This window comes from Streptomyces sp. NBC_01551, from assembly GCF_026339935.1.
In the GTDB taxonomy this organism is placed as follows: Bacteria; Actinomycetota; Actinomycetes; order Streptomycetales; family Streptomycetaceae; genus Streptomyces.
Map to the genome: position 1 here is coordinate 5,423,015 of NZ_JAPEPX010000001.1, position 12,231 is coordinate 5,435,245.

The following is a 12,231-nucleotide window of genomic DNA, read 5'->3' on the forward strand; positions in this document are numbered from 1 at the left end:
ACGCCATTGCGGCGTTGGTCTAGAGTCGCTCACGCACTTGCCGCGCACATCTCCAGAGGGTGGTCCGTATGACCTCTGCGTTGGCTTTCGGTCAGGTGACCGAAGGACGAACGTCGACCGGATTGAGGTACCTGGAACGAAAGTCGGACTCCGACACGCTCACATTCTTCTTCCACGGCCTCGGTCTCGACGCAACGGACTACCTCGGATACCTCAGTCACACGGACACCCACGGCATCGCCCTGAACCTGCGCGGCTACGAACCGGACCGGTCGACCGGAATCCCACCGGTGCCGCTGGCCTCGCACATCCGGCTGGCCGCCGCCTTCGTCGAGCAGGTGAGCCGCGAGAACGCGGGCAAGAAGATCGTGCTGCTGGGCTTCTCGCTGGGCGCGGACCTGATCCTGCAACTCGCGGAACACTGGCAGGGCGGGGGCCGGGCCCCGGCGATCCGTGCCGCCGTACTGCTCGATCCCAACGTCAATCAATCGACCATGACCATTTCCCGACTGTTCGCGGAGGCGGACCCGACGGATCCGGTTCCGGCTTTCAAGCGCCTGGTCAATCTCGCTCCGGACAAGGAGGGATTCCGGTCCCTCTGCCATTACCTCACGAAGGTGGCGCCAAAGGATTTTGAACAGGTGGCGCAACTGTCCCGCGACATGATCACGTACTGGCGTCCTGACGGCTACGACCAATTCGGGGCCCGACTGCACAATGTGACCCGTGTGGTGGACCACGTACGCCTGGTCCTCTCCGCTTCCTACGGAGAACACCTGTCCGCCATGCGCGCCGCAATGGCCCGGCACGGGGACGGCGAAAGCGTTTCCGTGGAACTGACCGGGGCCGACCATTTCGACCTGATCAACGAAGACCGCCTCACCACGGTCCTGACCCCGTTCACGGGCTGACGCACCGGCTACAGCCAGTCGCGCTTCTTGAAGATGACGTACAGGCTCACGCAGACGACTGCCATCAGGAGGATGGCGAAGGGGTAGCCGCCTGCCCACTTGAGCTCCGGCATGTCCTCGAAGTTCATGCCGTAGATGGTGCCGACCAGGGTGGGGGCGAAGAGGATGGCGGCCCACGAGGAGATCTTCTTGATCTCCTCGTTCTGTTCGAAGCCGGCTTCGGCCAGGGCCCGCATTTCGGCGTTCTGCTGTTGGGAGACCAGGGTGGCGTTGACCGTCAGGATTTCCGTCAGGGCCTGGCGGAAGCCGTCTACGCGTTCGCTGGTGTGGGTGACGTGGTCGGCTACGTCGCGGAGGTAGCGCTGGAGTTCCTCGTCCGTGCCGTATTTGGCGAAGCCGGCCATCAGGCCGTGGAGCATGCCGACCAGGGGGCGGGTGGCGCGCTGGAACTCGACCATTTCGCGGGAGAGTTCGTAGATGCGGCGGGAGACCTTCGGGTCGCCGCGGAAGACCTCCGTCTCGATCTCGTCGATGTCGGTCTGGACGCCCTCGACGACCGGGGCGTAGCCGTCGACCACCGCGTCGAGGATCGCGTAGAGGGCAGCCTCCGGGCCGAGGGAGAGGAGTTCCGGGGTCTCCTCCATGCGGCGGCGGACGGCGGAGAGGTCGGGGGCGGCGCCGTGGCGGACGGTGATGAGGAAGTCGGGGCCGACGAAGACGTGGAGCTCGCCGAAATCGACCTCCTCCACGGCGTCGATGTAGCGGGCGGCGCGCAGGACGACGAAGAGGGTGTCGCCGTAGCGTTCCAGTTTGGGGCGCTGGTGGGCCTCCAGTGCGTCCTCGATGGAGAGCGGGTGGAGGTTGAACTCGGCGGCCAGGGAGTGGAGTTCGGGCTCGGTCGGGCGGTGCAGGCCGATCCAGGCCATGCCTTCGGGCTCCTCGCGCAGCCGGCGGAAGGTCTCGGCGAGGGTGGCGGGGGAGGCCACGCGGCGGCCGTCGCGGTAGACCGCGGAGTCGATCACGCTGCGGTGGTCCGGGGGTGCGGCAGCCGATGCCACGGGCTGCGGGGCCGCGGGCGGGGGCGTCGGGGGCGTCCCGGACGGGGAGGTGGGCCTGAGCCAGCCCGGGCGCTTCCCGGACGGGGAGGGGCGGCGGTCTGGGCTCTCCGGCATCGCAGGTCAGCTCCCGGTCGAACGAGTGTTTACGGGCAAGGGGAAGGATATATGGGGAGAAAGGGGTGGGGTGAGGGGTGAGGGGCGGCTTCTCGGTGGGTTGCCTCTTTGGATGCGGACAGAAGGTGTCCGCATCGGGGGATAGCTTGCTGTCATGGCCTCCAGGACGACGCACCCCGTCATCGACAACCGCTCACTGAACCGTGCCACGCTCGCCCGCCAGCTGCTGCTGGGCCGCGCCGGGATGTCAGCGCGGGACGCCGTCGCGCACCTCGTCGGGCTGCAGGCGCAGAACGTGAAGCCGCCCTACTACCAGCTGCACGCCCGGCTCGCCGGGTTCCGGCCCGCCGAGCTGGCCGGGCTGATGGAGTCCCGTGAGGTGGTCCGGATGGTCACCATGCGCTCCACCATCCACACGCACACCGCGCACGACGCGCTCACCCTGCGCCCGCTGGTGCAGGGCGCCCGGGACCGGGAGGTGAACTACTTCCGCAAGGGCCTCGTCGGCGTGGACCTGGAGCGCCTGGCGGCAGACGCCCGGGCCTTCGTCGAGGCCGAGCCGCGCACCATGGGGGAGATCCGCGAGGAGCTGCTCAAGCGGTGGCCGGACGCCGATCCGCAGTCCCTGGCCGTCGCCGCGCGCTGCCGGCTGCCGCTCGTGCAGGTGACCCCGCGCGGGGTGTGGGGGCGCAGCGGGCAGGTGCGGCTCACCACCGTCGAGAGCTGGCTGGGGACGGGTGGAGAGGGCACCGCCGCGGCGCAGGGTGTGGATGAGGTCGTGCTGCGCTACCTCGGGGCCTTCGGGCCCGCCTCCGTCAAGGACATGCAGACCTGGGCCGGGCTGACCCGGCTGGGCGAGGCCTTCGAGCGGCTGCGGCCACGGCTCAGCGTGTTCCTTGACGAGAACGGAGCCGAGCTCTTCGACCTGCCCGACGCGCCCAGGCCGGACGCCGACACCCCCGCCCCGCCGCGCTTCCTCCCCGAGTACGACAACCTGCTGCTCTCGCACGCCGACCGCAGCCGCGTGATGACCCCCGAGGCCAGGGGCCGCAGCTGGGTCGGCAACCAGTCCTACCGCACCCTCCTCCTCGACGGATTCCTCGCCGGGCTGTGGAAGGCCGACGCGGGCGTGCTCACCGTAGAGCTGTTCGGGAAGGCGTCGAAGGCGGCCAAGGAGGAGATCGTCGCCGAAGGGGAGCTGCTCCTCGCCGGGATGGAGGGGGAGAAGGAGGAGGCGTCCGATGGGGATGGCTCCGATGGCTCCGCACGCTCCGACGGCTCCGTTCGCTCCGTTCGCTTCGGGTCAATCCACGGCTGACGTCGCTCTGGTGATCCGCGTACCCCACGCGGCACGATTCCTTCCATGACGGAGAACAGCGCCACCGAACAGTTCCTGGCCGCACGGGACTTCCTGCTGGAACGCCGCGGGGACTACGAAGCCGCCCGCGCCGGATTCACCTGGCCCCGCCCCGAGCGGTTCAACTGGGCCCTCGACTGGTTCGACCGCATCGCCGACGGAAACGGCGCGGACGCGCTGCGGATCGTCGAGGAGGACGGCACCAGCCGTAGCGTCTCCTTCGGCGAGATGAGCGTACGGTCGGCGGCAGCCGCCAACTGGCTGCGCGCGCAAGGCGTCGCCGCCGGCGACCGGATCCTCGTCATGCTCGGCAACCAGCGGGAGCTGTGGGAGGTCATGCTCGGCGCGATGAAGCTGCGCGCCGTCGTCATCCCCGCCACCCCGCTGCTCGGCCCGGCCGACCTGCGCGACCGCGTCGAGCGCGGGCACGTCCGCCACGTCATCGCACGCGCCGAGGACACCCCGAAGTTCGACGAGGTGCCCGGCGGCTACACCCGGATCGCCGCCGGCCCCGACGCGCCCGCCGGCTGGCGGCGGCTGGAGGACATGTACGGCGCTGACGGGAATTTCAGCCCGGACGGCGAGACCCTCGCCACCGACCCCCTGATGCTGTACTTCACGTCGGGCACCACCGACCGGCCCAAGCTCGTCGAGCACACCCACGCCTCGTACCCGATCGGGCACCTGTCCACCATGTACTGGCTCGGGCTGCGCCCCGGCGACGTCCACCTCAACATCGCCTCGCCCGGCTGGGCCAAGCACGCCTGGTCCAACCTCTTCGCCCCGTGGAACGCCGGCGCCACCGTCTTCGTCCACAATTACACCCGCTTCGACGCCGAGCGCCTGATGACCGAGATGGACCGCGGCGGCGTCACCACCTTCTGCGCCCCGCCCACCGTGTGGCGGATGCTGATCCAGTCCGACCTCGGCGCGCTGCGCACCCCGCCGCGCGAGGCCGTCGCCGCCGGGGAGCCGCTGAACCCGGAGGTCATCGAGCGGGTCCGCCAGGCGTGGGGGATCACCATCCGCGACGGCTTCGGCCAGACCGAGACGACCCTCCAGGTCGGCAACTTCCCCGGCGTCCCCGTCAAGCCCGGCTCGATGGGCCGCCCCGCGCCCGGGTACGAGATCGTCCTCCTCGACCCGGTCACCGGCAAGGAGTCCGCGGACGAGGGTGAACTCTGCGTGGACCTGCGCACCCGGCCCGCCGGGGTCATGACCGGCTACCGCGACGACCCCGAGCGCACCGCCGAGGCCATGGCGGACGGGCTCTACCGCACCGGGGACGTCGCCTCGCGCGACGCCGACGGGTACCTCACCTACATCGGGCGCTCCGACGACGTCTTCAAGGCCTCCGACTACAAGATCTCCCCCTTCGAGCTGGAGAGCGCCCTGCTGGAGCACGAGGCCGTCGCCGAGGCGGCCGTCGTCCCCGCCCCGGACCCGCTGCGGCTCGCCGTGCCGAAGGCGTACATCACGCTGGCCGCCGGCTGGGAGCCCGGGCAGGAGACCGCGCGAGCGCTGTTCGCGCACTCCCGCGCGGTCCTCTCCCCGTACAAGCGGATCCGGCGCATCGAGTTCGGCGAGCTCCCGAAGACGGTGTCCGGCAAGATCCGCCGGGTGGAGCTGCGGGAGCTCACCGCGGCCGGCTCGACGGGGGAGTACGACGAGGCCGACCTGGGCTGAGACAGCGGCGGGCCCGGGTCCCCGACCGGGGACCCGGGCCCCGCACGCGTGCGGTGTTACGCGGGCAGCTGCGCCTCGATCGCGGCGATGAGCTCCGGGGACTCGGGCTCGGTGCGCGGGCGGAACCGGCCGACGACCTCGCCGGCGGGGGAGATCAGGAACTTCTCGAAGTTCCACTGGATGTCGCCGGCCGCGCCCTCGGCGTCCGGGGTCTTCACCAGCTCCTGGTAGAGGGGGTGGCGGTTCTCGCCGTTGACCTCGGTCTTCTCCAGCATCGGGAAGGTGACGCCGAAGCCGGCCGCGCAGAACGTCTGGATGTCGTCCGCGGTGCCGGGCTCCTGGCCGCCGAACTGGTTGCAGGGCACGCCGAGGACGGTGAAGCCCTTCTCCTCGTACGCGAACTGCAGCCGGGCCAGCCCGGAGTACTGCGGCGTGAGCCCGCACTGCGAGGCGGTGTTGACCACCAGGATCGCCTTGCCCTTGTACGGGGCGAGGCTGGTGGGCTCGTCGGACAGCGTGGTCAGCGGAATGTCGTACAGGCTCAAGAGGCTCTCCTCGGCGGGGCAGGGCCGATCAGCGGGACCGCGCGCCGGACGAGCCGAACGTGTGGCCGGTGACCGATCCCGTATCGGATGACGCCTCCGAGCCTAGGCCCCCATCGCGATCAGCTCGTCCGCCGGGTCGTTGACCGGCTGCGGCACGCCGGTGAGGTCCATGACGAACAGCGGTATCCGCAGGTCGTCCGCGCGGGAGCGGGCGTCGTCGGTGTAGCCGGCGAGTGCGAAGTAGACGCTGGTGGCCGAGGCGGTCAGGCCGTTCAGCCACACGCACTCCACCGCCCGCAGCCCGGCCGGCGCGGTGGTCGGGTCCACCTGCGCCACCAGGCCGGGCGCCCGTAGGTCCACCGCCGCCGAGGGGATCGGCCGCCCGTCGGGCTGGCGTACGTCCTGGAAGCCGAGCCAGCGCAGGTAGAGCGCGGCCGTGGTCACCGCGTCGCGGGCGGTACGGATGGTCATCGGCCGGAACGCCGGGCGCCTGGCCGGCGGGGTGGGAGGCAGCGGCCCGTGGGCCGGGCCCGCGCCGGGTTCCCCGGCCGGCGGCCCCTGGCCCGGACCGTACTCCTGGCCCTGGCCCTGGCCGGGTCCGTCGCCCTGACTGGGGCCGCGCTCCTGGCCCTGACCGTGCCCCTGGCCGAGCCGCCGGCCCTGGTCCTGTCCGAGCCCCGGGCCGTGCCCTTGGCCGGGTACCTGGCCGTGGCCCGGCCCGTGTCCCTGGCCCTGACCGGGCCCGTATCCCTGGCGGGGATCTTGGTCGAGCCCCTGGCCGGGGCCCTGCCCCTGGTCGCGCCCGGGGCCCTGGCCGGGTCCGGGGGTGTGTCCTCGGCCGGGGGGTGCGGGGCGGGTCGGGGCCGGGCGCGGCCAGTGCGGTGTCCGGCCGGTGGAGCCGGACTCCGCGGTGTCCACGGGATGCACCGGAATGCGTACCACCGTCCCGCACGAGGTGCAGCCCACCTCCGGGTGCGGCCACTCGCTCTCCCGCCCGCAGGCCCCGCACCGCACCGAGACCCAGGTCTCGGACCAGTTGCGGTGCGTCAGCGGGAGCGGCTCCGCCGCCAGGTCCAGCGGCGGCAGGACCGGGCTCCCGCAGGCGCACGGGAAGACCGGGGCGGTGTAGCCGTTCTCGCGCAGACACGCCGGGCAGCGCACCGGTACCGCTTCCGCCATGAGTCCTGGACCCCCTCCGTCGCTGTGCGTGGGTCCATGCTCCACCACCGGCTACCGCCGGGGCGAGGACGGCCGCGATTTTCCCCCGCCGCCTGGTCATTCGTACAAGTCACCGAGCGAGACGCGGCTTTTGGTGGTCCGGGGTCCCGAACCGCCTTGACGTGCGCGGAGCTGCCACTTAGCTTGTTCCGTATAGCAGAACAAAACTTCCGGATTACGGAAAAGCCTGACCGTCGGACCCGCAGGAGAACTCGATGCCCCGTATGACAGCCGCCGCCGCTGCAGTGGAGATCCTCAAGCTCGAGGGCGTTTCGCAAGCCTTCGGCGTGCCCGGTGCAGCGATCAACCCGTTCTACCGCGAGCTCAAGAACGTGGGCGGCATCAACCACACGCTGGCCCGTCACGTCGAGGGCGCCTCGCACATGGCCGAGGGCTACACGCGTGCCAAGGCGGGCAACATCGGTGTCTGCATCGGTACCTCCGGCCCCGCCGGCACCGACATGATCACCGGCCTGTACTCGGCGATCGCGGACTCCATCCCGATCCTCTGCATCACCGGTCAGGCTCCGGTCTCGAAGCTCCACAAGGAGGACTTCCAGGCCGTCGACATCGCCTCGATCGCCAAGCCGGTCACCAAGGCCGCGACCACCGTCCTGGAGGCCGCGCAGGTCCCCGGCGTCTTCCAGCAGGCCTTCCACCTGATGCGTTCCGGCCGCCCCGGCCCGGTCCTGATCGACCTCCCGATCGACGTCCAGCTGACCGAGATCGAGTTCGACCCCGAGACGTACCAGCCGCTGCCGGTCTACAAGCCGCAGGCCAGCCGCGCCCAGGCCGTCAAGGCCCTGAACTTCCTGCTGGAGTCCGAGCGCCCGCTGATCGTCGCCGGTGGCGGCATCATCAACGCCGACGCCAGCGACCTGCTGGTCGAGTTCGCCGAGCTGACCGGCGTCCCGGTCATCTCCACCCTGATGGGCTGGGGCGTCATCCCCGACGACCACGAGCTCAGCGCGGGCATGGTCGGCGTCCAGACCTCGCACCGCTACGGCAACGCGACGTTCCTGGAGTCGGACCTCGTCCTCGGCATCGGCAACCGCTGGGCCAACCGTCACACCGGCTACAACCTCGACGCGTACCTCGGCGACCGCAAGTTCGTCCACGTCGACATCGAGCCCACCCAGATCGGCAAGATCTTCGCCCCGGACTTCGGCATCGCCTCCGACGCCAAGGCCGCGCTGGAGCTCTTCATCGAGGTCGCCAAGGAGCTCAAGGCCGAGGGCAAGCTGCCGGACTTCTCCGCCTGGGCCGCCTCGGGCCAGGAGCGCAAGGCCACCCTCCAGCGCCGCACGCACTTCGACAACATCCCGATGAAGCCGCAGCGCGTGTACGAGGAGATGAACAAGGCGTTCGGCCCGGAGACGCGCTACGTCACCACCATCGGCCTCTCCCAGATCGCCGGCGCGCAGATGCTGCACGTCTACAAGCCGCGCCACTGGATCAACTGCGGCCAGGCCGGCCCGCTCGGCTGGACCATCCCGGCCGCGATCGGTGCCGCCACCGCCGACCCGGAGACCCCGATCGTCGCGCTCTCGGGCGACTACGACTTCCAGTTCATGATCGAGGAGCTCGCGGTCGCCGCGCAGCACAAGGTCCCCTACGTCCACGTCCTCGTGAACAACGCCTACCTCGGTCTGATCCGTCAGGCGCAGGGCGGCCTGGGCATCAACTTCGAGGTCAACCTCGAATTCGAGAACATCAACACCCCGGAGCTCGGCGTCTACGGCGTCGACCACGTCAAGGTCGCGGAGGGCCTGGGCGTCAAGGCCATCCGCGTCACCGACCCGGACGAGCTGGGCGCCGCCTTCGAGCAGGCCAAGAAGCTGGCCCAGGAGTTCCAGGTCCCGGTCGTCGTCGAGGCCATCCTGGAGCGCGTCACCAACATCTCGATGAGCAAGACGGTCGACATGAGCGACGTCACCGAGTTCGAGGAGCTGGCGACCGAGCCGGGCCACGCCCCGACCGCGATCCGCCCGCTGGCCGTCTGAGCGGCGCCCTCGTAGTACGCGACGGCCCCCGTCCCTCCGCAAGGAGGAGCGGGGGCCGTTCCGCGTGCGCCGGGGAGCCGACGCCGGCCGGGTCGGTCGCGCGCCGACGGGGTCAGGCGGCGCCGGCCGGGTCAGCCGAAGAGCACGCCCGGGTTGAGGACGCCGCGCGGGTCCAGGGCGCCCTTCGCCGCGCGCAGGGCCAGGGCGAAGGGTTCGGGGCGCTGGAGGTCGTACCCGGGGCGGTGGTCGCGGCCGACGGCGTGGTGGTGGGTGATGGTGGCGCGGTGGCGGTGCAGCACCTCGCCCGCGACCTCCTTGAGGTGGTCCCACACGGCGACCTCGTCGCCCGGCCGGCCCGCCGCGAGGACGGTGAAGTACGGGGCCGCGCCGTCCGGGTAGACGTGCGTGAGGCGGCAGTTGACGGTGGCCGGGTGGCCCGTCGCCTTGAGCGCCGCCTCGCCGACCTCGGTGCGCACGGCCTCGATCAGGCCGGGGACGCGGTCCCAGGTGGCGGCCGTCTCGAAGGTCTCGGCGATCGCGCCCATGCGGGCCAGGCCGTCGCGCAGGTACGGCATGCGCAGGAACGCCGAGCGCCAGGCGCCGACCGCGCTCGACCCCCCGTCGCGGGAGCCGTCGGGGGCGCCGGAACCGTCTGAGGCCCGGGAGCCGGCGGGGGCGCCGGAGCTGCCGGAGCCGCCGGCCGCGCGGGATGCGTCCGATGCCCGGGACGCGTCGGGCCGCCCGCCGTGGCCTCGGGCCAGGTCGACGGCCTGCTCCAGGCGCGCGTCCACCGGGGAGTCGGCCGACTCGAACCCGAGGACCAGGACCGCCGAACCGTCCCGGGACGCGCCGGCGAGCGCGGCCTCCCCGGCGTCCAGGAGGCGGCAGTTGGCGGGGAAGAGGTCGCACTGCGCGATCGCCCGCACCGCCTCCAGCGCGGCGCCGAACGACGCGAACGAGACCGCGGCGGACGCCTTGTGCCGGGGCCGCTCCTGTACGCGCATCCACGCCTCGGTGATGACCCCGAGGGCCCCCTCCGAGCCGAGGAAGAGGCGGTCGGGGGAGGGGCCCGCGCCGGAGCCGGGCAGCCGCCAGGAGTCGCTGGTGCCGGCCGGGGTGACCACCCGCATGGACTGGACGAAGTCGTCGATGTGCGTGCGGCCCGTGGCGTAGTGGCCGCCGGCCCTGGTCGCCAGCCAGCCGCCCAGGGTGGAGAACTCGAAGCTCTGCGGGAAGTGCCGCAGCGTCAGGCCGTACGGCCGCAGCTGGTCCTCCAGGTCCGGCCCGAGGGCTCCGGCCTGGATCCGGGCGGCCCGCCCCGCCGGGTCGACCTCCAGGACCCGGTTCATGGCCGTCAGGTCCATGGACAGTACGGCCCGGTGGGCGTCGCCGCGGTACTCCACGCCCCCCGTCACCGACGAGCCGCCGCCGAACGGGACCACCGCGACGCCGTGTTCACCGGCCCACTCCAGCAGGTCGGCGACCGCGCGGTCGTCGGCGGGGTGGGCCACCAGGTCCGGGATGCGGCCGGGCTTGCCGCGCAGGGCGCGGGCCACGTCCCGGTAGGCCTTGCCCATCGCGTGCGCGGCGCGCACCGCGGGGTCGGCCGTGACCGCGGCCGTACGGGCCAGTCCGGGCGGGGGCTCGACGGCCGGGCGGCCGATGCGCAGGTCGGATATCCGGGGCACCGGCAGCGGCCGGGCGAGGGTGCCGGGCAGCAGCGCGCCCATGGCCACGCACTCGGCGTCGTCGGGGTGCGCGTCGGCCCACCCCCAGCCCCACCAGGAACGGGTGCGGGCCCGGTCGTGCGTCGTCGTCGTTCGGGTGGCGCCGGCCATGGGGCACTCCATGCGAATCGAGGAACACGAATTTACCTTGCGGTAAATTACTTACTGATAATATCGGCGCATGGCAACCCCACCACCCTCCAGGGCCGGCACGAAAGGCGTTCCCCGCGCCCGGCGCGAGGAGCAGATCCTCGCCGCCGCCACCGAGGAGTTCGGCAGCCGCGGCTACGCGGGCGCGTCCCTGGCCGACGTCGCCGCGCGGGTGGGCGTGACCAAGACGCTGCTGCACCAGTACTTCGGCGCCAAGCAGGACCTCTACCTCGCCTGCCTCGTCCCGGTCGGCGACCGGCTCGTGGCCGTGATGCGCGAAGCCGTCGCCGAGGGCGCGGCCGGGCCCTCCGGCACGCCGCTCCTGGTGCTGCGCGGGATCTTCACCGCCCTCGAAGGGCGGCGCGAGGCCTGGTTCCTGCTGTACGAGACCTCGCTCCCGGCGGACAGCGAGGCGGCCCGGCGCGCCGCGGAGTACCGCGCCGCCATCGGTCGGCTCGCCGCCGACGGCACCGCCGGGCTGCTGCGCGCCGCCGGCTCGGCGGACCCGCTGGACGCCGACGCGCTCAATCACGTCTGGCAGGGCCTGGTCGCGACCCTCGTCCGCTGGTGGATCAAGCACCCGGACCAGTCCCCGGACGCCATGGCGCGGCGCTGCGCCCGCCTCTTCGCGGTCGGCGCCGCCTTGGCGCCCGACGGCTGACCCGACGGCTGACCCGACGGCTGACCCGAGGGCTGACCCGGCGGCCCTGATGCCGGCGGCCCTGATGCCGGCCGGACTACGCGGCGTCCGGCCCGAGTTCGGCGTCGACCGCGCCGGCCAGCAGGGCGCGGGCCCGGTCCAGGGTCAGCGAACCACTCAGCCAGCGCTCGCTGAGGCCCTCGACCAGGGCGGTGAGCCGGTCCGCGGCGTCCAGCGGCGAGACGCGCAGGTCGGCCCGGCCGGCCGCCTGGGCGTCCGCGATGGCCTCCGCGGTCTCCCGGGTCCAGTTGCGGGTGGACTCGGCCAGCGGCTCGCGCAGGTCGGCGTCGAAGATGGCGGTGGCCCGCAACTCGCCCCAGGCGATGCTGTTCTCGCGGACGCGCCGGGTGTCCTGGAGCTCGCCCAGCAGTAGCTGGAGCAGGGTGGCGCGGGCGTGGTCGGTGTCGGCCAGGGCGGCGTCGGTGTAGTCGGTGGCGCGGTCGCTGATGAAGGCGAGGGTGCGCCGGATCAGGCCCGCCCGGTCCTTGAAGTGGTAGTAGATCAGCGCGGTGGAGACCCCCGCCTCGGCCGCCAGCTCCTCGACGCGCAGGCCTCTGACGCCGGTGCGGGCGATGACGCGTACGGCTGCTTCCAGGATCAACGCTTGGCGATCGGCCACTCTCGCTCGCACCTTTCGGTCGGACACCTCTTGACTGAGCTTTCAGTCAGGTCCCACGATAGCTCCATCCCGGCATCCTGACCGGATTTTCAGTCCCTGCGAAACTGACTGGAAATTCAGTCAGCCGTGCACCGCCTTCGAAG

The 12,231-nt window shown here is 71.9% G+C and carries 9 protein-coding genes and 1 pseudogene; 5 read left to right on the forward strand and 5 right to left on the reverse strand.

The genetic code is table 11. The annotated features are described in order from the left end of the window. The first annotated feature begins 68 nt into the window (after positions 1-68). The gene (locus OG982_RS24470; protein WP_266783288.1) at positions 69-911 is read left to right on the forward strand and encodes an alpha/beta hydrolase; all 843 of its coding nucleotides are present in this window, start codon (positions 69-71) and stop codon (positions 909-911) included. Positions 912-919: 8 nt separating this feature from the next. Here the strand turns inward: OG982_RS24470 and OG982_RS24475 are convergent, their stop codons facing one another. Beyond that, positions 920-2,083 (reverse strand): magnesium and cobalt transport protein CorA, encoded by a 1,164-nt coding sequence (locus OG982_RS24475; RefSeq protein ID WP_266783287.1) that lies wholly within the window; start codon positions 2,081-2,083, stop codon positions 920-922. Positions 2,084-2,237: 154 nt separating this feature from the next. Between OG982_RS24475 and OG982_RS24480 the strand changes: the two genes are divergently transcribed. Together OG982_RS24480 and OG982_RS24485 are read left to right on the forward strand one after the other, a co-directional pair. Next, entirely contained in the window at positions 2,238-3,401 is a 1,164-nt protein-coding gene (locus OG982_RS24480; protein ID WP_266783286.1) for a winged helix DNA-binding domain-containing protein, read from the forward strand. A 45-nt stretch (positions 3,402-3,446) separates the two neighbouring features. Further along, a complete protein-coding gene (locus OG982_RS24485; RefSeq protein ID WP_266783285.1) occupies positions 3,447-5,126 on the forward strand; it encodes an AMP-binding protein in 1,680 nt (559 codons plus the stop codon). 56 nt (positions 5,127-5,182) lie between these two features. Here OG982_RS24485 and OG982_RS24490 read toward each other — a convergent pair whose 3' ends face one another. Together OG982_RS24490 and OG982_RS24495 are read right to left on the reverse strand one after the other, a co-directional pair. Beyond that, positions 5,183-5,671, reverse strand: a complete 489-nt coding sequence (locus OG982_RS24490; protein WP_266783283.1) for a glutathione peroxidase — start codon at positions 5,669-5,671, stop codon at positions 5,183-5,185. 102 nt (positions 5,672-5,773) lie between these two features. Beyond that, positions 5,774-6,190, reverse strand: a pseudogene (locus tag OG982_RS24495) (hypothetical protein); the annotation flags it as partial. Positions 6,191-7,104: 914 nt separating this feature from the next. On the opposite strand from OG982_RS24495, the gene gcl reads away from it, so the two are divergent. Continuing rightward, positions 7,105-8,892: a glyoxylate carboligase gene (gene gcl, locus OG982_RS24500; RefSeq protein WP_266783281.1), complete on the forward strand. Its 1,788-nt coding sequence runs from the start codon at positions 7,105-7,107 to the stop codon at positions 8,890-8,892. A gap of 131 nt (positions 8,893-9,023) precedes the next feature. Here the strand turns inward: gcl and OG982_RS24505 are convergent, their stop codons facing one another. Beyond that, entirely contained in the window at positions 9,024-10,730 is a 1,707-nt protein-coding gene (locus tag OG982_RS24505; RefSeq protein WP_266783279.1) for an FAD-binding oxidoreductase, read from the reverse strand. A 70-nt stretch (positions 10,731-10,800) separates the two neighbouring features. On the opposite strand from OG982_RS24505, the gene OG982_RS24510 reads away from it, so the two are divergent. After that, positions 10,801-11,430 (forward strand): TetR/AcrR family transcriptional regulator, encoded by a 630-nt coding sequence (locus OG982_RS24510; protein ID WP_266783277.1) that lies wholly within the window; start codon positions 10,801-10,803, stop codon positions 11,428-11,430. A gap of 76 nt (positions 11,431-11,506) precedes the next feature. Here the strand turns inward: OG982_RS24510 and OG982_RS24515 are convergent, their stop codons facing one another. Beyond that, positions 11,507-12,088, reverse strand: coding sequence for a TetR/AcrR family transcriptional regulator (locus OG982_RS24515; protein ID WP_266783275.1), 582 nt, complete (start codon positions 12,086-12,088; stop codon positions 11,507-11,509). Positions 12,089-12,231: the final 143 nt, after the last annotated feature.